A 24405-nucleotide genomic window follows, 5' to 3' on the forward strand; every position below is an offset into this window, starting at 1 on the left:
GATCGCCGTGGTGGGCGTGGCCGGTGTGCTCGCGTTTTCGGTGAGCGCGCGGACGCATGAGTTCGGTGTGCGTCTGGCGATCGGTTCGTCGCCGCGTCATTTTGCTGATGGGGGTGCTGCGGCAGGGCGCCGTCATCGCCGGCATTGGCATCGTGGCCGGTGTGGTGGGCGGTCTGATCCTTGTGCAGCTGGTGGGCGCCGTCGTTCCAGAGGTGCACATTCCAGGCGCACTGCCCATCGTTGGCGCGGCGATTCTGCTGGCGGGTGCGGCCGTCCTCGCATCAGTGGTGCCGGCTGCGCGGGCTGCACGCGTGGACGTGATGGAGGCGCTGCGCTCGGAGTAGGTGGTTTCGGGCCTACTCCAGCGGGTTTTCGATTCGAACGCCCTGAATCGTCTGCCCCGGATTCAGGTCTTCGCTGCCACCACCTCGCACCCGCTGGACGCCGCAGCGGCGACGATGAGCGCGTCCCAGAAGGAATTCGGTTGAGGACCGAGCAGTCGATGGCGTCTTCAATGAGGTCAGGTGACGTCTGGACGATCTCGAACACCTTGAACGTGTGCAGCACGCTCTTTGCGGCCAGAGGCGCGACGCCGAGTTTGCGCGTCGCGGCGACGTAGAACTCCTGGATTACTTGCGTGGAGATCACACCGGTGCCGGACACCGCCAAGGCGGCGATGACCTCGCGGCTGCGACGCCGTTTCGCGGGCGAGTCCTTGTCCTGCGCGTAGACCAGGATGTTGGCGTCGAGAAAGACCTTACCTGCGGGCATGGAGTTCGTCGCGGGTCCAGCGTTTGCCGCGCGAACGGCCAGGCGCATCGTCCATCAGGCGGAACATCTCGGCCGCGGTCGCCTGTCGATTGGTGTTGACCGTCTTGGCCAGCAGATCGCGCACCAGCGCATTCAGCGTCGTGTGGTGCCGCTCGGCATGCCCGGCCCGCCGCGAGCGTCTCTCTTCATCGAGCGCCAGGGTGATGTTCTTCATTTTACACATAATATGTGTGCACATGTCGTGTGTCAAACACACGCCTGTCCGTGACCTGCAGGGGCCCTACCAGTTCACCCGCGCTGGCGCTGATGGACTCGCGTCGTTGCGCGGACTCCCTGACGGCGCTCTCGGAAATTCCAGCCGCGTTGGCGCAGACCGCCGCGTGGTTCGAGTCGCTGGCGGCCGCTGCGTCGCCGATCGATGTGCGCGACGGCCGGCAGGCGTCCGTTACGCTGACGGTCGGACGGTGAACGTCATGGACGCGCTGCGCTCGGAGTGAGTAGGACTCGGGCTTGAGGAACAGCCCGAGCTACGTGCTTGAGCCCCAGCCCGGGTGAATTCAAGCGGTGATTGCAACGGTCCACGGAGGTGGAGCGTGCAAGCATTCGACATGAGCGAAGTCCTGAAAGCAGAGATCTGGGCGCGGCGACAACGGGGCGAAACGTACGCGGCGATGGGGGCGGCGGTCGGCGCGTCGGGCCAAACGATCCATAGCGTGATTCGCGAGTGGGGCGGCATCCCGCCGCGCCCCCGGCGTCGCGCCCCGCGGACGCTGACGGCGGCGGAGCGCGAGGAGATTTCGCGTGGGGTGGCGGCCACGACAGCTTCGCGGCCATCGGCCGACGGCTGCACCGTCCGACGTCGACCATCAGCCGCGAAGTGCATCGGCATGGCGGACGCACGCGGTATCGCGCGGCCACCGCCGACCACGCGGCGTGGCGGCGGGCCCGGCGACCGAAACCCTGTCGGTTGGCCCAGCAGCCGCGCTTACGCGCGGTCGTCGCGGCCGCCTTGACGCAGGATTGGTCGCCGCAGCAGATTGCCGCGTGGTTGCGGCGACGCTACCGTGATAATCCCGAGATGCAAGTCTCACACGAGACGATTTATCGCAGTCTGTTTGTCCAGGCCCGCGGCGTCCTCAAGCGCGCCCTCGTGCAGCATTTACGACGCGCGGGGGCGTTACGACGCCCACGGCGCCGGCCCGCCCTGACGCACTGCGCATTGCGGATCTGGTCTCGATTCGGGAGCGGCCGGCCGAGGCGACCGATCGCGCCGTCCCGGGTCACTGGGAAGGCGATCTGCTCCGCGGGGGCGCACCATTCCCACATTGCCACGCTGGTCGAACGGCACTCGCGGTTCGTGATGCTGGTGCGCACGCCGCAGATCGATGCGTCCAGCGTCGCGCGCACCCTCGCGCGTCACATTCGGCAGCTACCGCCACAGCTGCGACGCTCGCTCACCTGGGATCGGGGATCGGAGATGGCGGCCCATCGGCAATTCACGATGGCCACCAACGTGCAAGTGTATTTCTGCGATCCGCAGAGCCCGTGGCAGCGCGGCACCAACGAAAACACCAATGGGCTGCTCCGGCGGTGCTTTTCCCGAGGCACGGACCTGCGCACCTTCAGCCAGGCGAAACTCAACCGGATTGCGGATCGGCTCAATACGCGTCCGCGCAAAACGCTCGATTATGAAACGCCTGCGGATAGACTAGCGGCGGCCGTTGCATCGACCGCGTGAATCGAACCGAGCTACGTGCCGGCTCGATGTCTTCCCGTACGTAGCTCGGCCTGGTTCTCAAGGCCGAGGCCTGCGCCGGTGCAGCGGCTCGTAGCCGCGGCCGCGTAGCAGCGGCTTCAGCTGACAGCCGCGCTCGTCGATCAGGTAGTCGTAGCCCATCGCTTGCCACTGGTGGGCGGGGTCGATGGTCACGTAACGCTCGTGCCGTTTCCGGCGGTCCTCCGGGTCGATCATCCTCAGGTGATAGACGATGAGGTCGGCCCAGGGGAACTCGCCGTTCTCGCGGGCGTCGGCCGGCGCCCAGGTTCCGTGCAGCGCCCGATCGTTGAAGAGGTGGTCGGTGCGTGCGCGGAAGAGCGACGCCATTCGCTTCCGTCCCCACACCCCGTCATCACGATAGGTATCGGGACGATCCCACAGCTCAAGAAACCTGTACGCGTAGGCACGGTGGCCCTCGCGATCGGCACGCGCGATCGCGCGAAGCGCACGCCGGCGGAAATCACGCTCAAGCCGCTGATCGGCATCGTGCGCAAGCAGCCAGTCGGGCTGGTGGCGCAGCGCCGCCTCGATGAGCAACCGCTGGTTTCGCGGCTCGTCCCACTCGTGGTCATTGCGGGGCGGCAACCGGATCAGTTCGAGCACGCCGGACTGCGCCGCCACGAAATCCCCTGAGCCATCCACGGACCCGTCATCGAGGGCCACGATGCCGTCCACATGAGGCGCGACGTTCTCAAAGTAGCCGGGCAGGTAGGCCATCTCGTCGCGGAAGGCGAGGAGCGCGAGGATCCGCGGCGGCTGCGATGCCACCGGAACGGTATGAGCATTCGACACGCCGCTCGTACTCGCGCACAACACGCCGAGTGCGTCAGCACAGGAAGCCAGCGCGATCCAGGGCGATGCGGTCCACGCCAGCTTCATCGACTGCAGCGCGCCGGCCCCGACCTTCCGAAGCTCCCGCCACCGCCGCGTCCGCCCAGTCGTCTGGAGGTTCGCGACTACGCGCAGGGCGCCGCGCCGGTATTGATCGCGCGCGAGCGATGCCATTGTGGTTGGATGCTGGTGGGCCGTTCGGACTTCAGGGGCCCATTCGATCGGCACGGCGCCTGACAGCCGGCCGTTGAAATCCGTGTCTTCACCGGAGCGCAGATCCTCGCGGAACCGCCCGAAGCGATCGAACAACGTTCGGGCATACGAGACCCCGTAGTGTCGCGCAAACACCAGCGCCTGCGACGCGCACGCGGAGAAGTTGTCGGGCGTCGGGTTCGTAATCGCGCTCGACACGGCGAGCGCCCCACCTGCGTGCCGCTTCAGCCTGGCGCTCACCCATCCTGGTTCAGCGACACAGTCGGCGGCGAGGAACGCCACAAAAGGTGCGCGCGTTTGCGCCACGCCGATGTTGCGCGCAGCGCCCGCGGATAACTGATCCTCGACGTTGACGATGCGCACGCGGGCGGCGGCCTCGCCGAGCGTCTCGGTTGGCCAGCCTCCGCCCGAGTTGACGACGAGGATTTCGACGGGGGAGTCCTGATTCAGGAGTGATTGCACCGCGTCGGCGAGGCGGGGCGGGCTACCAACACTGATGACCACGCAGGCGAGGGTCACTCTTTAAGCACCCGCTGGATGGCCTCCAGATAGCCGCGGCCGAACTTCTGATCCGGCTCCAGGTAGTTTCCTTCGGCCCACTCGTTCCACGACCTGATCATCACAAGCCGCTGGTCCAGCGGACGGTCCCTGACCTGCGCGATCGCGCGCCGTAGATAGGCGGCGAACGCTTCGGGTGTTGAATTGGCCAGCACGGACCCGCGGCGTCCGCATCGCGGGGTGTTATCCCAGTTGGACATGACGAGAGGGAACTCGTGCGGCGCCAGCCGGCCCTCATAGACATTCCGGAATACGGTGGCGTAGTCGAGCACCGCCGGACCTTCGTCCAGCGGGCGCGGCCGCACGGCGCGGCGAAGGCGACGCGCGACTCGACTCAGCGGCGTTGAGGTGTCAGGGGGCCGCCATTTCGGCATCTCGAGCGGCACACGGGCGTCGAAGCCGTTCGCGATCGGATCCCAGTCGGCTTCATGCTGGCCCACGAGGAACAGGCCGCCGAGTCCGTGCTGCCTGGCCAGGTCGCGCCAGAGGGCAGCGAATCGCTGCGGCTCTGGCAACTGCGCCGGCCGGTAGACGAAGAACACGGGACGGCCATCTACTCGGACGTACCGCCGATCCGCGAATGCAGGGAGCAGCGCTGCGAAGTGCGCGCGATGATCGTCTTCGCCCGGGTAGGTCTGTTCGATCAGGACGCGTCCGGGGGCCCCGTGCCAGATGCCCGACCACGTCTGGTTGGCCCACGCCAGGCAGAAAGGGAAGTCCGGCGTCTGGGTGTGAAGGACTTCGTCGAACGGCCGTTCGAGTAACCGCCGGCCCGCAAACCAGTAGTGCCAGTAACAGAACGCCTCGATGCCGTGGGTCTGCGCCAGCGCAGCCTGCGCCGCGCGGACCTCGGGTACGCGCAGGTCGTAGAAGCCGAGTTCCCCGGGCAGTCGCGGCTGCAGGTGACCCGCATAGAGCGGGCGCGCCCGCGACACGTTGGTCCACTCCGTGAACCCTGGTTCCCACCAGGTGTCGTTCTCGGGAATCGGATGGAATTGCGGCAGGTAGAGCGCCAGCAACCGCGCGCGTCGTTCGTCCGGCACCGGCGCTGATGTTGTCACAAATCACCCGGCTGTGGACGCTGCCGCCAAGGGTCACCCGATAGTATGATGCGCACTCGGAGGCGGGCAGGTGCCAGAAGACACGAGGCGACGTCCTTCAGATGTCACGCGAATTCTCGCAGAGTGGCAGGCAGGAGCCGATGGCGCCTTCGACCGTCTCCTGCCCATCGTCTACGATGAACTAAAATCCCTGGCCCGCCGGCAACTTCGCCAGCGGCGCACCACGCACGACACGCTCGGCACGACCGCCCTCGTCCACGAGGCGTGCTGAAACTCGTCGGCCACACGCCGGCGACGATGCGCGATCGGCAGCATTTCCTGTCGGTGGCGGCCACAGCCATGCGCCACATTCTCGTGGACTACGCCAGGCGCCGGAACGCCGGCAAACGCGGCGGCGGCCGCCTCTGGCCGCTCGAGGACGCCGATCTCGCAGTGGACGACCACCCGATCGACGTCATCGCGATGCACGTCGCGATCGGCCGTCTCGAGTCCATTGACCCGCGACTGGCGCGTCTTGTCGATTTACGGGTGTTCGCCGGTCTGTCGGTCGAAGAGGCCGCCGCCCTGCTCGATGTGTCCGCCCGCACGGTCAAACGCGAGTGGCAGAAGGCCCGGACGTTCCTGGCCGGGGAACTGGGCGATCCGTCCGGAGGGTAACGTGCCGCATTCATCGGATGACTGGCGCCGGATCTTCGATCTCTTCGATCGTGCCGCCGACCGTCCCGTCGAAGAGCGCGACGCGTGGCTCGAACGCGAATGTCGCGGCGACGATCCGGCGATCCTCGCGGCCGTTCGCAGGATGATCGAGAACCCGACGGATCTGGGAGACGATCGGCTGGTCCATCACGCGGCGGCGAGCGTGCGTCATGAGCTTGAAGCGATGGCTGAGGGCGACGCGTCCGGCGCGGGCGACATCCGTCTTGGCCCGTGGCGCGTGATCAGGGAAATCGGCCGCGGCGGCATGGGTGTCGTCTATCTCGCGGAGCGCGCTGATGGCGGGTTCGACCAATGTGCCGCCGTCAAGTGCATCCGGCGTGGCCTGGATACCGACGAGGTGCTGGCGAGGTTTCTGCGCGAGCGCCAGATCCTGGCGCGACTGCAGCACCCCGGTATCGCGCGCCTTATCGACGGCGGTGCCGACCATCTAGGCCGGCCCTATTTCGTCATGGAGTATGTGGAGGGCGAGCCCATCACCACGTACTGCGACCGCCGCGGTCTCTCGGTGGAGCAACGCCTCCGGCTGTTTCTCGCCGCGTGTCGGTGTGGAGTTCGCCCACCGCAATCTCGTCGTGCATCGCGACCTGAAACCGTCGAACATCATGGTCACGGCCGACGGTGCGGTGAAGTTGCTCGACTTCGGCATCGCCAAGTTGCTGACCGGCGATGGGACCGAGGGGCGGACGCAACCGGCACGGGGATGGCCGCGCTGACCCCGGCCTACGCCGCGCCCGAACAGATTCGCGGCGAGCCGGCGACGACCGCGACAGACTGTACGGCCTCGGCGGCGTGTTATGCGAGTTGCTCGCAGGTTGCCGCGCCCTCGACGCGCCCGACGAGAGTCCGCTCACGCTGGCGCGCACCATCCTCGAACGGGATCCGGCTGCGCCGTCGTCGCGACTCACGGGCGCTGGGCGCCGGCGGCTCCGCGGTGAGCTCGATGCGGTGGTCCTGACGGCGCTTCGACGCGAGCCGGAGGCGCGGTACGGGTCAGTGGCCGCGCTCTGCGCCGACATCAATCGGCACCTCGACGGTCTGCCGGTGCAGGTGCGTCGCGCGCATGTGTCGTTGCGCATGCGCAAGTTCGTGTCGCGTCACTGGATCGGCGTCTCTGCCACGGGCCTCGTCTGCCTCGCCATCGCGGCCGGCATCGTCGCGACGCTCTGGCAGGCGAATCAGGCCGCCCGAGCCGCGAGCCGCGCGGAGGCGGTGACGGCGTTTCTGACCAGCATTTTCCAGGAGTCAGACCCGTCGGCAGCCCGCGGCGCCACGGTCACGGCCCGCGAGGTGCTCGACCGTGGCGCGGCGCGCGTCGAACACGAATTGGCCAGCCAGCCTGAGCTTACAGGCCGAGATGTACCGGGTGACCGGCGAGTTGTATCGACAACTGGGCCTGCTCGAGCAAGCAGCGCCGTTGCTGGAACGGGCCGTCACCCTCGCCGGCGCGCTGCAGGGCCCCGAGAGCGCTGAAGCGGGCGCCGCGCTCGATCGATGGGGCGTGCTGCTGTGGGATCGCGGCGAATATCCGCAGGCGGCCGGGGTGCTCGAGCGAGCGCTGGCCATCCGGAGAAGGGTCTACGGACCGCGCAGCGCCGAAGTCTCCTCGACGCTGGGCTCGCTGGCGTCGGTGTACTCCGATCTGGACCGGAATGACGAAGCGGAAGGACTGCACCGCGAGGCGTATGACATTGACCGTTCGCGGTACGGCGACGAGTCGCTCGATGCCGCCACGAGCGCGGCCAATCTCGCCACGAAGCTCGAGGAACGCGGCGCGATGGAGGAAGCCGAACAACTGCATCACCGCGCACTCGATGTCCGCCGGCGACTTGGAGGTCCGAATCACCCCGACGTCGCCGACAGCTTGTTGGCGCTTGGCGTGCTGCGCTCGAGGGGCGGCCGCTACGAGGAGGCCGAGCGCGATCTGCGCGAGGCGCTGGCGATCAGCCAGCGCGTGTTGGGGCCCGACCATCACAAGGTGGCGCACATCATGGACAACCTCGGGGTCGCGCTCGAACATCGTGGGGCCCTGGCCGACGCGGTCGCGACGGCACGCGAAGCCCTCGCCATTCGGCGCCGGGTGCTGCCGGTCGATCATCCCGATCTGGGACTGTCGGTCAACAACTTCGCGGTCCTTTCCTATCGGCTGGGGTTCTTCGAGGACGCCGAGCGAGGGTTTCGCGAAGCGTTTGCGCTCTTCGAACGCACCCTCGGCTCCGGCCACAATTACACGACCACCGCGATGGCGAACGTCGGCGTCGTCCTGCGGGAGCGAAGTGCGACCGCCGATGCCGAGGTCATGACGCGCCGGGCGCTCGCCCTGCGTCGCACGACGCGTGGCGAAGACAGCCCGGAAGTCGCCCAGTCACTCCGCACGCTTGGCCTGATCCTGACCGATCGCCGGGCGTTCGTGGAAGCCGATCGCGCATCTCACGGACGTGGTGGCGCGATCGCGGCGCGTCTATCCGCCGGCGCATCCACGTCTGGCCGAAGCCCTCGTCGCGTGGGGGCGATTGCGCCAGGCGCAGAACGCCCCGGCCGCGGCGGTGCCGGCGTTTCGCGAGGCCCTGGACATCAGGGAATCGAAGATCGGACCCGACGCGTGGCAGACCGCGGAGGCGCGCATGTTCCTGGGCGCGGCGACATGCACACCGGCGACGGCCGAGGAAGCGCTGGCGCTCATTCGCGCGGCTGAGAGCTCTCTCAGCCGCCAGCCGTCGCTGCCGGCCTGGCGGACGGCGGAAGCACGCGCGGCCGAAGGCGCTTGCCTCATTCAAGTGGGCCGCGAGGCCGCGGGCCGCCGCCTGCTCACACAGAGCCTGGGGGAGGTTGAAGCCGCCCTCGGCCCCCGCCATTACCTGACACAGTCCATCCGGCTGGCGCTCAGGCTCGAAGCTCCAATGGCCCCGCCCGCGGCCGGTTTGCGTTCTCCATCTTGAACAACCCGTCACGTGTTCGGGGTGGAGGAACCTATGAAGCCTGGAATGGGAATCCGAAAAGTGCTACTTGCCGGCGTTGCTGTGGTCACGTGTCTCGGATCAGCGACGCTGGCCACCGCGCCGGCGCCTGCGCCGGCACCCGCGCGCACCGCGATGCCGCAACTCCGGGGGGCGGGGAGTTTCTCGGGGACCATTGCCGTCCACGGATGCACCGTGACGCCCGAAGACCTCATGGTGCGGGCGCGGCGGGTCTCTCCGCGCAATCCCGTGGCGCCGGGCGGTCTGCGCCAGCCCGACGATGCGAGAGTTGGTTCGCAGGTCGTCAGAGTGCGCGCCACGGCGCCTGGCCAGTTCGAGTTCTCGTTCCAGGGCCTGATCCCGTTCACGCCGTACCGCGTGGGCGTGAAGCTGATGGGCCGGAGCGCAAGGCGCTGCGACCAGGTGGTGTGGGACGCGTCCCGCGATCCGCTCGTCCTAGCTGACTCCGAGCCGCTGGCATTCGATGCCTACGTCGTGAACTCGAGACTGGCGATCTGGGGCGCGGCGCAGGAGGGCCGATCCCGCGCCGCCTGGGTGGCCGCTGATTTCGTAGACTTTGACGACCCGACCACCGCCATGCGCCGGTTCCGGTGGCGCTCGGTCGATCCCGACGTCGCCGAAGGGCGATTGCAGGTGTCGACCGCGCCATTCCCGAGAGTGGGCAGCCGGGCATTCAATCCATGTTCGGCAGATCCAACCGCGGTCGTCTATCAACAGGACTTCACTTCCGAGCCCGGCGCCTGGGCCATCGTCCCCGTGGACTTCGAAGCCATCGTCGGAGGTGGAGGCCGCACGGACCTGCCGGGTGCAGGCCTCGACCCGGATGATGGTGACACCGGCCCTGGCCCGGTGATCGACGACAACATGCGGACCCGCCTCGAGCTTGGCCGTCCCCTGTACGTCCGGGTGCTGCCGATGCCCTGCGATCCCGAACGTGGGGTACCGGCGGAAGTGCTGGTCGCCAAACCGCCGAAGAAGAAGAACCAGGCTCCGCCACCGGAGGGACCTGTCTTCGCGATCACTGAGATCATCTACGCACAGCCGTTCATTGGCGCCAGACCGAAGGCGGGCGAGACTTGCTATCGCGTCACTGAGGACCATTACGTCGTCCCACCCACCCCGGGATCATTCGGAACGGTCTGGGACATGATGGTCGATGCACACATGTCTGGTGTGAGCTACGGCCAGACCGCCTCATCCACGTTTCCAAACAACATGTTCTGCGTGCCTGCCGCAAGCGATGATGATGGCTGGCTCGAATCGTTCACCAATACGGTCGGCGCCGTGTTGACCGGCCTGGTAGACGAGATCGCGAAGCTCGTGAATTCCGCGAGCGAACTGTGGGAGCAGATCCAGGACTATGCCGTGCAGGCGGTGGCTGCCGGGCTGAACGTGATTCCGGGCGTCAACTGTCCGCCGACACCGTGCCAGGCCGCCCTCGAGATGGGTCTTGAAGTCGCGCTCGCCACCATGGGCGTACCGCCGTCGATTCCGAACTTCGATCAACTGATGGACCAGGGGTTCGATTACGCCGCCGCGCAACTGGCGTCACAGGTCGGCGTGCCGAGTGTCATTGCTGATGTTGCTTCGGACGAAGCCCAGAAGTTCATCAAGCAGGCCGTGCAGGATATGCAGGGCCGGCCGTACAGCATTCCGAAGCTCCCGCCGTGGCTGGTGCCCGACATTCGTTTCAACCCAGCCGTGCTGACGCTCAGAATCCAGCGTACGACTGAGCTCTTCGACACGCTGCCCTCGCGCCCGACGCTCATCCGCGACAGCGATCCGATCTACCACGGCCGGTCCGTGCAGTTGCCCACGAAGCTGCCGCCGCCATCGGCAGCGATGGGCCTCGCGTTTCCGATGGTGCTCGAACCGAATCTCACCAATCTGCCGGCGCCCCCGGCGAAATGCTCTGCGCAGCAGCGCGCGGCGTATGTCACCCTCTTCGGCCCGTCGGCTGCCGCTGCACTTTGTGACATCACGGAATACGAGGCCGCCGTGTGGGACAAGAACAAGTGGGTGTCGTTGCGCTACAAGAACGGCTGCTATCACCTCGTGCTGACCGGTCTGGCGCCCGTTCTTGACCCGATCTTCGTGCTGAGCGACGTACTTCACGACGGAGAACGTGCTGCCCTGCACGCCGAAGAAGTAGGAAGGCGGGGAGCCGCGCGCCCGACAGGCCCTGGCCAGCGGTGGTGGCGGGGTGGATTACCCGGCCGTGTCAGGCCGCCCCCGCTTCCGAGATTCCAGAAAGGCGACAGCCGCAGAAGCGGCGATGCCACTCGCGTAGCGCGCCACCTCCTGGCCACTGTGGTACCCTAGCCCGCGAAAAGCGAGGCTCCACCTATGCAGCATCCGCAACGATCCCTCAACGTCTACGCCGAAGTGTTGAACGACGAGTTGTGTCTGTGCGACCGGACACGCCGGACCGTACACGCGCTCAATCCCTCTCTGGCGCGGGTGTGGGACATGTGCGATGGACAGACGAGTCCGGCGGACATGGCCGCCCGCCTGCGCGTTGACCTTGCACCGGAGGTCAGCGCTGACGAGGCCGACGCCCTGGTGTGGAGCGGCCTGTCGCAACTCGGCGCGGCGCAGCTGCTGCAAGGCGAGTTGCCCCCGGCGTCAGCCCAGGCGGTGTGGTCACGGCGGGAAGTGATGAAGACAGGGTTGATCGCCGGGTTGGTGCCGGTCCTCATCTCGATTGTTGCGCCAACTCCCGCGGCAGCGCAGTCGGCCGGCACGCGCATCATCCTCTACCAGGCGAATGACGGCGCAAGTTTTGACGGCAACCTGGGTGGCCGCGCGGGTGCCGACGCGTTGTGCGCCAACAGCACGAACAAGCCTTCCGGCTACACCAACTACCGCGCGTTCATCTCGACGAGCGCGACGGATGAAATCCGCGACATGCCCGCGAACTACAGCGTGCCCACCACCCTGCCGATCACAGGACCTGGTCCGGGCTTCACGCAGGTCGCCTCCGACTGGGCGAACCTGCTCGACGGCGGCATCGACGCCACCTTGAGCGCCGCAGGCGTCTCTCCAGGCGACCAGCGGTGGTGGAGTGGGAGCAGCTCCAACGGACAGCTGAGCTCAAACCACTGCATCGGTTGGACGACGAACTCGGTCGACGTTGGTGCTGACGGTGGAAACAGCACGTTGACCACTTCCGGCTGGATGAACGATTTCACCGTGCCTTGCAGCGTGAACAACCGACGCGTCCTCTGTATTGCCTACTGATGTCAGCGGCAGGCACGCGACTGAGTCGATGCCCTTGCCCACCCTGCCACAGATCACGGTCTGCCAGGAGAAGGTCGACCGGCTCGGCTGGACCGAAGGAACCACCTATTCGGCGTTCGGTTTGCGCTTTGGTCTCCGCAGCAACGACCCATCGGCGCTGACCGAGGCCACACGACACGCACCACTGGGCTGGCAGTCCAGTCCAATGGAGGTGGTGGACATCCTGCTCGCTTCGCGTGGCCGCACCGAGTCCGCGACGAGGACAGCGCAATTTCAACCTGCTCTATTGCGGCTCTGGACTCATTGCGCGCTCGTTCGATCTGGCCCCGCTTTTCACCGCGTTCCACCGCCACGCCGAACTGCTGACGGCTCTTCGCGCACAGAATTGCGTGTTTCTTCATGCCGGCGTCGTCGGTTGGCGAGGGCGCGCACTGATCATCCCCGGTCGATCGATGACCGGCAAGACGACCCTCGTGAGCGCGCTGGTGCGCGCGGGCGCCGAGCACTACTCCGACGAATTCGCCGTTCTGGACAAGGCCGGGCAGGTCCACCCGTATCCGGTTCCGCTGTCGGTGCGGGGCACTGCTGGCGAGCCCGGCGTGCCGACTCCGGTCGAGTCGCTGGGCGGGCAGGCCGGCACCGGACCACTTCCGCTCGGGCTGATCGTCGTCACGCGGTATGCACCCACGGCCACGTGGTGCCCGCTCCCGCTTTCGCCGGCGGTCGCGCTGCTTGCCTGCATGGACAACGCCGTTGCGGCGCAACGCGAGCCCGAGTCCACCATGCCGATCCTGCGCCTGGCTGTGCTTGGCGCCCATGCAATCGAAAGCGAGCGCGGTGAGGCGCACGTCGTCGCGCCCCTGCTGCTGCAAGAACTCGACGGCCGATAGTCCCATGAAGAACGTCCGGGATGTGCTGGGTGGTCCGGATGTCGTCCGCGACTGGCTCATGACCGCTTCGCTCGCGCAGAGCGATGAGGCCGTTCGCGCGTGGAGGGAATGGTCCGGCCGCCGAGCCGCCGCCGCGCGCACTGGAATCGAAGCGCGCTGGTTGCCACTGGTCGCGCGCAATCTCGCGAGACTTGGTGCACCTGAGGCGAATGACGAACTCTTGCGACGCGCGCGCCGTGAGGCGTGGGCCAGCAACCAGCTCATCTTCGACCGGGCCAGGCCTGCGCTGACTGCCCTCCATCGCGCCGGCATCCGCACCGTGCTGCTCAAGGGCGCCGCGCTGTCACTCGCTGTGTACCCCGATCGCGGGGCGCGGCCGTTTGGCGACGTGGACGCGTTGATCGAACCGACGTCGATCGATGCGGCGCGGCCGATCCTCGCCGAACTGGGGTGGACGTGTCCCCACACACCGGGTGCATTGGCTCAAACAGGCCGGCACAGTTTCAGCTACTCGTCGCCAGACGGCGGGGCCCTCGACATGCATCAATATGTGCTCCAGGAAAACACATGGCCCGGAGTTGATGCGGGGCTCTGGCGACGGACAGTGTCAATCGAGGACGAGCAGACGCGTTGGCTTGTGCAGAGCCCTGCCGATCAGCTGCTGCATGTGTGCATCCACGGTCTGAGGTGGAGTCGCGTTCATGCCGGTACCTGGGTGGCCGACGCAGTCGAAGTGCTCCATCGGGCTGGCGATACGCTGGACTGGGACGTAGTTGTGGCCGAAGCCCGACAGCGGCAGCTGTCCCACCAGCTGCTGTCGGCCCTCCGGCTAATGGCCGACATACCCGGCATCGTCGTGCCGGCGAAAGTGATGACGGAGTTGGACCGTTCGCCCACGTCGTGGGTAGACCGTCTGGAACGCCACGTGAAGACGCGACCGGTGGCCCCGCCCGTGAGCCTCTGGTTGTTCTGGCGTGGCTGGCGTCGAGCGAGGCGCGCCCATCCTGGAACCCCCGGGTTCGTGCGATTCACGGCTGGCCTTGTCGGGCTCGACTCCCGACGCCATCTGGTTCCATGGCTGATGCGCCGCGTGCGACATCGATAGCCGGACAAGGCGCCAATGTCTCGCGGCGGAGGCACGGCCGGTATGTAGGGCGTGGCTTTAGCCGCGCCAATTGCAGTTCGGAGGGCATGGCTTTCCGCCTCCGCGCGGCTACAATCGCGCCATGCGCGCATGGGCTTTTGCGGCGGCGACCTTGGCAGCGGTCGGCATGACGATCAACGCCCAAGTGATGAGTCCAACCCAGGTTCAGTCGGCCGAGGAGCGTGCTCGAAAATTCGTTGAGAAGAAGGCAGAGGAAGTGCTGCCTCGAGCCATGGCTACGACGGTGGGAGCATTAAACGCCGAGACGAATTCGGCGTTGTGGCGATGGGATGAGGCAGTCTGGATCTGGAAGAAAGAAAAAAACGCCGGAGCCGCGCCTTTGCTGGCTGAGGGCGTCTTGCTGGACTGCCTCGGGCGAATGCAAGGAGTGACTACTCGACTGGTGAGCAACGAAAAACCTGTGCCGCCGCCCTTTATCAATCAAAGCCAACTCAGGCCTGGCCTGGCCGCCAAGCTCTTCGATGCGGCCCTCAAGATTGATCCGCGACTGACGGAGGCTCGCATGCGTGCGGCTCGAATCCGCGGCGCTGGCAACCGGGACGCCATGCGCGCACTCGAAGCGATTGCGGAAACGCCTGATGGCGGGTCACTTGCATATGTGGCAGCGGTGAGTCGCGCCGAAGCCGCGCGCCAACGTGACGAACCGGCAATTGCGTCCAGGTGGTATCAGCGCGCGCTCGCCCTTCATCCGGGCTCCGCTGCCGCAACGATCGGCCTGACGTCCATGAGACCTCCCAGCTCAGTGGCGTTTGAGGAACTTGACGCTGACGATCTGTACTATTCGTACCCATGCAGGGTGCTGACACCACACGTCCAGTCGGCGCTCGCCGAGCGCATACAAAAAGTGGTGCCTGGGCCGAGGAAGCGGAAGTGAAGGCCTTCTTCATCATCGCGGCGCTGGTGTCGGTGGTGGTGTCGGCTTCGACGCAGCAGCCGCAGTTCAAAGCCTCCACAGCAGCGGTCCGGCTCGAAGTGAGCGTCACTGATGAACGTGGCGCGGTTCAGGGGTTGCAGGCGCGCGACTTTGTCGTCGAAGACAGCGGCAAACGCCAGGTGGTGCGGAGCGAGGAGTCGACCGACGTGCCGCTCGACCTCGTCATGGTCGCGCAGCCACTATCGTCGCTCGCTTACACGTCCCAAGAACAAACTCCCCTCATGGGGGCGGGACTCACGGCATTCCTGACCCAGGTGGAAGAGCGCGATCGACTGGCGGCGATCGTTGCGGGCGCGCCTCCGTCCCGAATTCAGCCCCTGACATTCGGCAAACCGTCGTTTGATAGTCGAGCCTTTAAGGGAGGAGACTTTGCAGCGCCGTTCGATGCCATTGCTGCCGCACTTGGTGAATTTGTCCCGTCAGACCGCCGACGAGCTCTGGTCGCCTTCACCAGCGCGGCGGACTTTCGGAGCACACTCAGCTTCGAAGCGCTTGAAAGGATCACGCGCCGGCTAGGCCCGGCTTTTGTGCTGGTTGGCACTCCTGTCAGGGTGGAGGAGCATAACCGATTCTTCGTTGATGGACCGACTGGACGACAAATCGCCGACACCCAGGACGCCGTTGTCTCCGGGGCAGTCTTTCCTAGAAACCTGGAGAGGCTGGCAGATCGGACCGGCGGTATCACCGTCAATCTGGGCGATGGCAATCCCGACGAGCTCATGGAGCGCATGTTCACCTGGCTCCGAACCCAATACGTGATTTCGTATCAGCCGCCGGCCGGCCAGGGTTGGCACCCCGTCAGCGTGAAGGTCAATCGCAAGGGTGCGACTGTCACTGTCCGCGAAGGCTACTTCGTTGATGGGCCGCCGGGCTGAAGACCCCGGGCTTGGGGATCCCGTTCGCTGTTCGCACACCAGCAACTCGGTCCGGACCGAGCACGATTCTTGCGTCATCTGCCGGCCTGCGCGTCATGTCCCTTCGTATCACGACGATTTTCGGGCGCTCAGCGCAATTTTACCGGCCAACTCGGTCCAGACCGAGTTGGACGCGACGTCGCGCAGTACGGGCTGGGAGCAAGCCCCCGTACCCGGTAGGCGTATCATCTGTGGCCATGACTACATTTGGACGGTTCCTCACGGTCGCGGCTGTGGTGATGGCCACTTCGGTTCAGGCGCAACGCGCGGACGATCCGATTGCCAAAATTCGGGAGGCGGACATCAAGGCCGACCTCTTCGCGCTGGCCGGCGATGAGATGCGTGGCCGCGAGGGAGGCACCCTCGACGAGATGGACGCGTCGGTCTGGATCGCCGAACGCGCCCGCGAGGCGGGGCTGTTGCCGGCGGGGGATAACGGCACCTACTTTCAGTTCTTTCCGCTCGAACGATTTCGAACCTCACCTGGCAGCACGTTGACGATCGGCGGCACGGCGCTGCGCATGGGGCGCGACGTTGTGACCGATGCCCCCGTGCTCGCAATGGTGGACGCACCTGTCGTGGTGACGACGATGGAGGCGGCGGCGAAGGCTGACGTGAAGGGGCGCGCGATGATCGTGCGGTTTGTGCCCCCGGTCGTGGACCCCGCCGCACCGGCGCAAGCCGGCGCCGCCGCCAACGTCCTTCGCAACTGGGCGCGCGCGCTTCAGCGCAACGTCGCGCCCCTCGAGCCCGCCGCGGTGATCGTGCTGGTCGGTGAGGCACATGCCGACCAGTGGAATCGGGTCGCGTTTCCGTTTTCACGTGGGACCTATGCGCTCGATGTCGAAGGCACCGCGGCACCACGCGCGCCGACAAAGGGCATCCCGCTCCTGTACGTGCGCGAGTCGGCTGCCGGGACCATCGCGCCCGAGGCTCGGGTGGAGGCCGCGATCTTCACCGACACCTTCACCTATCCATCCGTCAACATCGTCGCCAAACTGCACGGACGGGATCCCGTGCTGGCGACTGAATACGTGCTCTTCAGCGCGCATCAGGACCATGATGGCGAGCGATATCCGGTTAACGGCGACGCGATCTGGAACGGCGCCGACGACAACGCGACGACGTCGGTGGCGCTGCTGGCGATCGGACGCGCGTTTGCCGCGGCGCCTGGGCGACGGTCGGCCTTATTCGTGTGGCATGGGGCGGAGGAGCGTGGACTCATGGGCTCGCGGTGGTATGCCAAACACCCGACCGTGCCGATCACCTCCATCGTGGCCGTGCTCAACGGCGACATGATGGGCCGCAACGATCCCAAGACGGCCGCGCTGCTGGGCGCGGTGCCGCCGCATCGCAACTCGCCGGATCTGGTGGAGATGGCGCACCAGGCCAACCAGGCCGTCACCCAGTTCGAGGTGGACTCGTCGTGGGATGAACCGGCCCATCGCGAAGGCTGGTATTACCGGAGTGACCACCTGCCGTATGCCCGCGTGGGCATTCCGGCGATCTTCTTCTCGACGTTGCTGCACCCCGACTACCACACGCCGTTCGACAATCCGGATCGGATCGACATCGGGAAGCTCACCAAGATGACCAAGTGGATGTACGCGACAGGCCGCGCCGTCGCGGAACGTCCCGTGCGACCCGCTTTGGACCCGGCGTTCAAACTCGAACGCTGCCGCGACTTCACCGGCAACTACTGCAGCTAGCACCGAGGGGTACTATTACGACCGCGATCATCACCAGGCGCGTCGATCTCACCGCCGATCTCTGGAAGATCCGCCTCAAGCCAGAGCGGCCTTTTGTCTTCATGCCGGGACAGTACTGCACCATCGGCACAGGCGGCGTTGAGCGACCCTATTCCATTGCGTCCGCGCCCCATGAAGAGGAACTCGAGCTGTTCATTGAGCTGGTCCAGCCGCCCCACGGAAAGCTCACCAGATTGCTCCACCAGTTGCAGGAGGGTGCGGCGGTCACCTTGAGACCGCAACCGAAGGGACGCTTTGCGTTCAGGCCGGAGTTCAGGAACCATGTCTTTGTCGCCACGGTTACGGGAATCGCGCCGTTCGTGTCGATGCTTCGATCGCACCTGCATCGTCCCACCGGCGAGCCGCAGTTCCACGTGCTGGAAGGCGCCAGCTACGCGGATGAGTTCGGGTACGCCACCGAGATGCGCGACCTGGCCGCCACTCATGCCTTCGTGCACTACGTGCCGTCGGTCAGCCGCCCCGGCGATGCACGCAACGCCGGGTGGACGGGAGCCACGGGTCGCATCAACGCACTCGTTGAGCCCCACCTGGCCTCCCATGCCCTTGCCCCCGACGAGACCTGCATCTACGCCTGCGGCCATCCCGCGATGATCGACGATGTGCGGGAGCGCCTTGGCGGCGCCTACACGGTCGAACTCGAGCGGTTCTGGACAGACGCCGTGTAGGTCACGGGCCCGCCATTGCAGAATCTGCAGGGTCTCCGGTAGGCTCCAGGAACTATGAAGGTCGATTTATCGCCCGCCCTGGAACGCTACGTGACCGAACAGGTTAAAGAAGGCCGTTATCTTGACGCCGCCGAGGTGGTCCGAGAGGCCGTGCGGCGGATGGAGGCGGCCGGGCCCGCAGTCCCCGGGTTGGGGACCCACATGGGCGGATTCGCCGGCGTGCCAGCCGGTGACGACATCATGGCCATGGCGTTTGCCGTGATGAGGGAGGCGGCGCAGTCGGCGCGCGAAGACCTCAAGGCGATCATGGCCGGCGTCAAAGCGATCAACGAACAAAAAGCCGGGTGGCGCGCGATTGCGAATACGTTGAACGGCTTCGCGGCCGCCGGTGCGGGTAAGCCCGATGACTTCGCGGCCCACCAGATGGGCAGCACGATCCCGCAAGGGCCGGCGTCCAGTCTGCAAGGCAAGCCGGTGGGGGCCGGGACCCTCGATCGTGACGCGCTGTTCTTCAACATGCCGGATTCCAACGGCGCAAGCGTCACAGGCGGCTTCAGTGTTCAGGGTACGGGGCCGCAAGGCGGCATGGTCACAAAGAAGGACATCGACCGCGCGAAGGAAATCGTCAAGGACAGGCTCGACAGCATGAGCGAGATGGGCGAAATGGAATCGCTGCGCCTACAGATGGCGATGGACCGCATGTCCAAGATGATGTCCACGTTGTCGAACCTGCTCAAGAAGATCAGCGATACCGCCTCGGACATCACGCAGAACATCAAGTAGCGCCGCTCTGTCTAAAAGGAGGATTCACTATGGCGTTGGACGCGTACCTCAAGTTGAAGGGGCAGCAAACCGGTGACATCAAAGGCGGGGTCATCAAGAAGGGACGCGAGGGCCGGATCGCGGTCATCGCGGTGTCTCACGAAATCGTCAGCCCGCGTGATGTCGCCACGGGGCAGGCCACCGGGAAACGGCAACACAAGCCCTTCGTCATCACGAAAGAAATAGACCAGTCGTCGCCGCGCCTCTATGGCGCGCTGGCCAACAACGAGGTCATGACGGAGTGGGAACTCCAGTTCTGGGCGCCCCAGAACATTGGTGTTGGCCCCAGCGGCGAAGCGGTGCTGCGGTACACCGTCACGCTCACCAGCGCCAGCATTGCGTCCATCGCTTTTCGCATGGCCAACAACAAGGATTCCGAGTTGGCGAACCGGGCAGAGTATGAAGAAATCGCCTTCACCTACCAGGCCATCGAGTGGAACTGGAAGCTCGGCAACGTGGCGATGACCGATAACTGGTAGGGCTCGTCGAAGCCGCGGCACAGTGGCTGTCCTCGTTGCCGGACAGCGGAAAATGCTCCGACGACTGGAATTCCTATAAAGCCCCACTAAAGAACACAAAGTGTTCCTCGCCGTACGGCACGTTCCTTGAAGAGGAAGGGTGCGAGGAGAAATACCATGCGAATTGTGCCTGGATGGGTTGTTGGAGCGTTGGGCGTTGGTGTTGTCGCTGGAGCGTTCGTCCTGGGTGGTCGATTGGCGGCATCTGACCTGTCGCCGGCAGCGGCTGTTGCTGTGACCTCCGCTCCGGCTCCGGGCCTTCAGGTGGAGGCGACGCCGTATATCGCGTCGGCACCGCGAATGGTGCGGACGTCATCGGTGCGAACGGTGTCGCGCGCACCCGTGCAGCGGAACCGCTCAACCAAAAAGAGCGTGGCGATCATTGCGGGCTCCACGGCTGCGGGTGCCATCGTGGGTGGCGTGGCCAAGGGCAAGAAGGGGGCGCTGATCGGTGGCCTCATTGGCGGCGGCGCCGCGGCCATCTGGGACCAGGTCACCCGTCGCAAAGGCAACTGACATCGGCGATGGAGGTGGGAGCCCGGGGGCACCCCCCGGGCTCCGCGACCTGCAGGGCTACTTGAGCACGAGGAACGGGTCGATCGGTTGGCCTTGCCACCACTTCTTCTCCTTCGTGAGCTCGAAGATGGCGAAGTGCAGGTGCGGCGTGTCCTTGGGTGCATTTCCCGTGACGCCTACGTAGCCAAGAGTCTGGCCACGTTGAATCACGGCGCCGTCGCTGAGACCCGGGGCGTAGCCGTCCAGGTGCGCGTAGTAGTAGGCGTACCGGGTTGTCGGGTCGAACTGATAGATCGTGATTCCGCCGGCGTCGCTCAGAAACAACTTGGCGATGGTTCCGTCCTCCACCGCCACGACCGGAGTGCCCTTCGGCGCCAGAATGTCGATCGCTTCATGCGCGCGTGAACTCCCGCGCGCATCGTCAAACATGCTTCGCAACGTGTCAGGTCGTATCCCGAGTACGGGCATGACGAGGTGTCGCTCGCGCAAGTCGGCGAGCGAATCGCCTTTGAATGCCGGGGCCGCCTCGGGCGTTGGCGCGTGCAGAGTCGCTGAAGGCTCCGGCGTGGGGTCGAGTCCCGTCAGCGCGTCGACCACGGCCGGAGGGCGCGTCGCATCGGCCCCTGCCGACGAAGCCTGTCTGCGCTCCCGCAGCATCACACCCACCGAAACGACGAGGGCTCCGCAGAGAAAACCCGCCGTCGCGCTGGACACGGCCAGTCGCATGTCAACGTGCGCGCGACCTGATCGTAAATTCCGTTCCCCGCACGAGCTGTGACGGTCCATCCTGGTTACCCAGCAGCACGGTCGCTGCACCGCCACCGCCGCCGAGCACCGCACCGATGGCGGCACCCTTGCCCCCGCCGACGATGGCGCCCACGACGGCGCCCACCGCCGCGCCAATGGCGCCGCGCTCGATCGTCTGTCGGGTCTGGTCGCCGGCTGTCGCCTGCTCACCATCAAACGGCACCGTCTCACCGTTGGGCCCGATCATCCGCTCGATGACGCCGTCGAACTCCGAGCTGCGGCCGTTGCGCAGCCGGATTTGATCGAACTGCAGGACCACACCCTTGTCGTCGGTGGACCGTCGCACATAACCTTCGATCGTGGCGCCGTCGAGTTCAGAGCGCGACGCATTGTGCACCACCAGCGTCACGCGGTCGTCATCACGAGCGGTACGGAGGTTGACGGTCTGGTCGAGGCGGGCCTCGAGCGTGACGCCGTCGGGCACGAGCATGTCGGATCGCTCATCCCTCATGTCTTCGCCGCGCTCGCTCATCGTCCAATCCGGCGTCTCTGAGGTGCGCCGATACACCGTCCGCACGGTGACGGGCTGGCTCAAGCCGTCGTTGTAAATGCGTCGTGTGACCTGCAGGTCACGGCCGCCGGCCAGCGGCTCAAACGTGACGGAATAGTCCAGATTGTTGGCGTTGCCTGAGTTGCGTGAGTTGCCAGAGTTGCCCGCGGTATCAGAGCCGCTCGTCGTGATTTCGAGCCGGTCGCCGAACAGCGTGGCGCGCGTGTTTAGCGCCCGCCCACCATTGCCCGATTCGCGGCGCGTCTGACCGTCGGCGTCAAACGTCACCTGGGGCCCAAGCGACGACGCGATGATGACGGTGCGGCCGTTGCGGTCAATGGCCAGCGTGTTCGGTGGATCCAGCTGGCGCCTGAGCTGACGGGTGACCCGGGCCTTGTTCGACGCAGACACCGTACGCAACGCCGTGTCGATCGCCCGCTGCGGGTTGTCGCTCCGTGCCGTGTCCACCTGATACGTGCCCGTCAGTCGCTCGTAGACGCCGGTGCCCGGGGTGCCCGGATATTCGGGGTTCTGCCAGTCCCAGGTGATGGAATACGCAGTCGCGAGGCTTTCGACGTCGCGGCGGATGTTTCGCCACGCGGTTTGTGAGGCGGCCGAGCCCGGGTTCCGGGTGAGCACCTCGTCAAGCGCCTCTGCACGGCCCAGCAAATCATCCACGTCCGTACGCGTGGTTTCCCGTCGGGTCACGTGGTCGCTCAGGTGCACGGTGGCCTGCACCAGATCGTCCACCAGGTACGCCACGTCTCCGGTTTGACGCGTGCGTGAACCAAAGATGCTGCCGCGAGGGCGAACGCCATCGACGGCGGTGAGGACCGCTTCGGCATTGCTGCGAATCCTTGTGAGGATGACCTGTATCTGCCGATCCGTCAGCCGCGACTGGATCTGATTCTGCGACACAGCGTGACTCTCCAGCGTCCGCGCCGAGAGCGCATCGCCGGAACCTGCGAACGCGAGTACGCCCGTCAAGACGACAGCCGATGTAAATGTTTTCATGAGGCCAGTCTCACACACGCACGTCACATGCTCGTGTGCACTTGTGCACTAGTACGCGGTGGGATCGCCACGCGCTCAAGGGGCGTGCAGCATTCGCAGCCAGGGCCGTATAATGCCCTCTGTCTCATGGCCCCGAGCGGTTCCAGCAAGAAGGTGGCAAACAGTCTGGTCACGCTGAGTTCAGCGGGGATCCTGGCGGTGTATGCCGCCGGCCTGATGAAGACCCGCGCTGCGGCCGAGCAAATGGACCAGGCGTCGAACGAACGCCGGCCAACAATGCCTGCGCCGGCGACGGCGGGCGAGACCACCACGCCGCCGCCGATCGAACCGCCCATCACCGTGGCTGTGCCGACCACCGCGAAGTCGCCCGCGATTCCGGTCGCGCCGCAGCCGGTGGCCACGGCACCGGCGGCGAGCGCGGCCCCAGCACTTCCGCCGAAGGCGAAGAAGGCCGTCGAAACGACGCCCACGGCTGCGCCGGCAGACCCGGTGCCCACGCCGGTCGCTCCGCCTGCGGTGCCCGCCACAACAGCCCCACCAGCCACGACGGTTGAGGCCGAAGACAAGCCGGCGCCCCGGCTGCGCCCCAAAGAGCACTACAACGACGGCACGTTCCTCGGCTGGGGGACGTCGCGCCATGGCGACATCCAGGCGTCGGTGAAGATCGAGGATGGCCGCATCGTGGCCGCCTCCATCGCACAGTGCTGGACGCGGTATTCGTGCTCGTGGGTGGCTCACCTGCCTCCACAAGTGGTTGCGCGGCAGAGCGCCGAAGTGGACTACGTGAGCGGTGCCACACAAAGCGCGAACGCCTTTTACTGGGCCGTCATCGACGCTCTCAACAAGGCCAAGTGAACGGTTCCTCGGCCTCCCGAAGTGAAGTGCACCTCGGGACCGTGGTTTCGATCTCGATCGAGGACCTGCCGGGTGCGTCGAGCGCCGTGGACCGGGCATTCCTGTGGTTTCGCGACGTCGAAGTTGTTTGCAGCCGTTTTGATCCCCACAGTGAACTGATGCGGTTGATCCAACAGGTCGGCTCCGCCGTGCCTGTCAGTCAACTGCTGTTCGAGGCGGTTCGATTTGCCTGTGAGATGGCCGCGCGCACCGATGGCGCGTTTGATCCGACGGTGGGGCGCGTGATGGAAACGCGTGGCTTCAATCGCGAGCACCGCAGTGGCGCTGAAGTGCGCACCGACATCAGTCCGACCGCGGACGTGAGTTATCGCGATGTCGTCTGTGACGCCGACGCCATGACGATCACCCTGAGGCGCCCCGTGGTGCTCGACCTCGGCGCAGTGGCCAAGGGCCTGGCGCTCGACATGGCCGCGATGGAACTGCGGCCGTTCCGAAATTTTGCGATCGACGCCGGCGGCGACTTGTACCTCGGCGGCCACAACCCGAAGGGCGAGCGTTGGTCGGTGGGCATCCGCCATCCGAGACGTGACGGCGAGTTGATCGACGCCGTACTGGCCTCCGATCAGGCGGTCTGCACATCGGGCGACTACGAACGGCGCACCAACGCCGGGCACCACATCCTGAATCCGAGAACGGGCCAGCCCGTCGAGGGCGTGGCCAGTGTGACGGTGCTGGCGCCATCAGCCATGCTGGCCGACGCCACGGCCACGGCGGCCTTTGTCCTGGGCCCGGTCAAGGGGCTGCAGTTGTGCGCGGCCATCGGCCTTGAAGCGCTCCTGATCACCACAGACCTCGAGCGCCGTGAAACGCCCGGCCTGCGAGACCAGTAAATAGCAGCCAGTG

Annotated in this window: 23 protein-coding genes and 3 pseudogenes; 21 read left to right on the forward strand and 5 right to left on the reverse strand. The window is 66.0% G+C overall.

Annotation, left to right across the window (positions count from 1 at the left end; genetic code table 11):
- Positions 1–56 precede the first annotated feature (56 nt).
- A complete protein-coding gene (locus IPL75_00235) occupies positions 57–344 on the forward strand; it encodes a hypothetical protein (GenBank protein MBK9238698.1) in 288 nt (95 codons plus the stop codon).
- 413 nt (positions 345–757) lie between these two features.
- On the opposite strand, the gene IPL75_00240 is transcribed toward IPL75_00235, so the two are convergent.
- Positions 758–985: a hypothetical protein gene (locus tag IPL75_00240; GenBank protein MBK9238699.1), complete on the reverse strand. Its 228-nt coding sequence runs from the start codon at positions 983–985 to the stop codon at positions 758–760.
- Between the two features lie 92 nt (positions 986–1077).
- On the opposite strand from IPL75_00240, the gene IPL75_00245 reads away from it, so the two are divergent.
- Positions 1078–1239, forward strand: a complete 162-nt coding sequence (locus tag IPL75_00245; GenBank protein ID MBK9238700.1) for a hypothetical protein — start codon at positions 1078–1080, stop codon at positions 1237–1239.
- Positions 1240–1379: 140 nt separating this feature from the next.
- Positions 1380–2509: pseudogene (locus IPL75_00250) on the forward strand (IS30 family transposase).
- Positions 2510–2566: 57 nt separating this feature from the next.
- Here IPL75_00250 and IPL75_00255 read toward each other — a convergent pair.
- A complete protein-coding gene (locus IPL75_00255; protein ID MBK9238701.1) occupies positions 2567–4111 on the reverse strand; it encodes a glycosyltransferase family 2 protein in 1545 nt (514 codons plus the stop codon).
- Positions 4108–5169 (reverse strand): glycoside hydrolase family 99-like domain-containing protein, encoded by a 1062-nt coding sequence (locus IPL75_00260; GenBank protein ID MBK9238702.1) that lies wholly within the window; start codon positions 5167–5169, stop codon positions 4108–4110. The genes IPL75_00255 and IPL75_00260 overlap by 4 nt, the downstream gene beginning before the upstream one ends.
- Positions 5170–5281: 112 nt before the next feature.
- Between IPL75_00260 and IPL75_00265 the strand changes: the two are divergent.
- The 16 genes and pseudogenes from IPL75_00265 to IPL75_00340 all read left to right on the forward strand — a co-directional run bounded on the left by IPL75_00265 (position 5282) and on the right by IPL75_00340 (position 20336).
- Positions 5282–5868, forward strand: a pseudogene (locus IPL75_00265) (sigma-70 family RNA polymerase sigma factor).
- A pseudogene (locus IPL75_00270) lies at positions 5783–6466 on the forward strand (protein kinase). The pseudogenes IPL75_00265 and IPL75_00270 overlap by 86 nt, the downstream one beginning before the upstream one ends.
- Before the next feature lie 7 nt (positions 6467–6473).
- Positions 6474–6641 carry a protein kinase gene (locus IPL75_00275; protein MBK9238703.1) on the forward strand — a complete coding sequence of 56 codons (168 nt, stop codon included), beginning with the start codon at positions 6474–6476 and terminating at the stop codon, positions 6639–6641.
- A gap of 76 nt (positions 6642–6717) precedes the next feature.
- Positions 6718–7398, forward strand: coding sequence for a hypothetical protein (locus tag IPL75_00280; GenBank protein MBK9238704.1), 681 nt, complete (start codon positions 6718–6720; stop codon positions 7396–7398).
- The gene (locus IPL75_00285) at positions 7283–8620 is read left to right on the forward strand and encodes a tetratricopeptide repeat protein (GenBank protein ID MBK9238705.1); all 1338 of its coding nucleotides are present in this window, start codon (positions 7283–7285) and stop codon (positions 8618–8620) included. The genes IPL75_00280 and IPL75_00285 overlap by 116 nt, the downstream gene beginning before the upstream one ends.
- Before the next feature lie 289 nt (positions 8621–8909).
- Complete coding sequence (locus IPL75_00290) at positions 8910–11225, forward strand: hypothetical protein (GenBank protein MBK9238706.1); 2316 nt, start codon at positions 8910–8912, stop codon at positions 11223–11225.
- Positions 11226–11249: 24 nt separating this feature from the next.
- Positions 11250–12143, forward strand: a complete 894-nt coding sequence (locus IPL75_00295; GenBank protein ID MBK9238707.1) for a hypothetical protein — start codon at positions 11250–11252, stop codon at positions 12141–12143.
- Between the two features lie 236 nt (positions 12144–12379).
- Complete coding sequence (locus tag IPL75_00300) at positions 12380–13033, forward strand: hypothetical protein (protein MBK9238708.1); 654 nt, start codon at positions 12380–12382, stop codon at positions 13031–13033.
- A gap of 4 nt (positions 13034–13037) precedes the next feature.
- Complete coding sequence (locus IPL75_00305) at positions 13038–14138, forward strand: nucleotidyltransferase family protein (GenBank protein MBK9238709.1); 1101 nt, start codon at positions 13038–13040, stop codon at positions 14136–14138.
- A gap of 121 nt (positions 14139–14259) precedes the next feature.
- Positions 14260–15072, forward strand: coding sequence for a hypothetical protein (locus tag IPL75_00310; protein ID MBK9238710.1), 813 nt, complete (start codon positions 14260–14262; stop codon positions 15070–15072).
- Positions 15069–16007 (forward strand): hypothetical protein, encoded by a 939-nt coding sequence (locus IPL75_00315; GenBank protein MBK9238711.1) that lies wholly within the window; start codon positions 15069–15071, stop codon positions 16005–16007. Before IPL75_00310 ends, IPL75_00315 begins: the two co-directional genes overlap by 4 nt.
- A 236-nt stretch (positions 16008–16243) precedes the next feature.
- Complete coding sequence (locus IPL75_00320) at positions 16244–17755, forward strand: M28 family peptidase (protein MBK9238712.1); 1512 nt, start codon at positions 16244–16246, stop codon at positions 17753–17755.
- The gene (locus tag IPL75_00325) at positions 17644–18480 is read left to right on the forward strand and encodes a ferredoxin--NADP reductase (GenBank protein MBK9238713.1); all 837 of its coding nucleotides are present in this window, start codon (positions 17644–17646) and stop codon (positions 18478–18480) included. The genes IPL75_00320 and IPL75_00325 overlap by 112 nt, the downstream gene beginning before the upstream one ends.
- Positions 18481–18534: 54 nt before the next feature.
- Positions 18535–19263, forward strand: coding sequence for a hypothetical protein (locus IPL75_00330; GenBank protein MBK9238714.1), 729 nt, complete (start codon positions 18535–18537; stop codon positions 19261–19263).
- Between the two features lie 29 nt (positions 19264–19292).
- Positions 19293–19781 carry a type VI secretion system tube protein Hcp gene (gene hcp / locus IPL75_00335; protein ID MBK9238715.1) on the forward strand — a complete coding sequence of 163 codons (489 nt, stop codon included), beginning with the start codon at positions 19293–19295 and terminating at the stop codon, positions 19779–19781.
- Between the two features lie 156 nt (positions 19782–19937).
- Positions 19938–20336, forward strand: coding sequence for a hypothetical protein (locus IPL75_00340; GenBank protein MBK9238716.1), 399 nt, complete (start codon positions 19938–19940; stop codon positions 20334–20336).
- Between the two features lie 57 nt (positions 20337–20393).
- Here the strand turns inward: IPL75_00340 and IPL75_00345 are convergent, their stop codons facing one another.
- The gene (locus IPL75_00345; GenBank protein ID MBK9238717.1) at positions 20394–20993 is read right to left on the reverse strand and encodes a M23 family metallopeptidase; all 600 of its coding nucleotides are present in this window, start codon (positions 20991–20993) and stop codon (positions 20394–20396) included.
- 70 nt (positions 20994–21063) lie between these two features.
- A complete protein-coding gene (locus IPL75_00350; GenBank protein ID MBK9238718.1) occupies positions 21064–22647 on the reverse strand; it encodes a hypothetical protein in 1584 nt (527 codons plus the stop codon).
- A gap of 126 nt (positions 22648–22773) precedes the next feature.
- Between IPL75_00350 and IPL75_00355 the strand changes: the two genes are divergently transcribed.
- Both IPL75_00355 and IPL75_00360 read left to right on the forward strand, forming a co-directional pair.
- The gene (locus IPL75_00355; GenBank protein MBK9238719.1) at positions 22774–23502 is read left to right on the forward strand and encodes an FMN-binding protein; all 729 of its coding nucleotides are present in this window, start codon (positions 22774–22776) and stop codon (positions 23500–23502) included.
- Positions 23499–24392, forward strand: a complete 894-nt coding sequence (locus IPL75_00360; GenBank protein ID MBK9238720.1) for an FAD:protein FMN transferase — start codon at positions 23499–23501, stop codon at positions 24390–24392. The genes IPL75_00355 and IPL75_00360 overlap by 4 nt, the downstream gene beginning before the upstream one ends.
- Positions 24393–24405: the final 13 nt, after the last annotated feature.

This window comes from Acidobacteriota bacterium (genome assembly GCA_016716905.1).
Classification (GTDB): Bacteria; Acidobacteriota; Vicinamibacteria; order Vicinamibacterales; family SCN-69-37; genus SYFT01.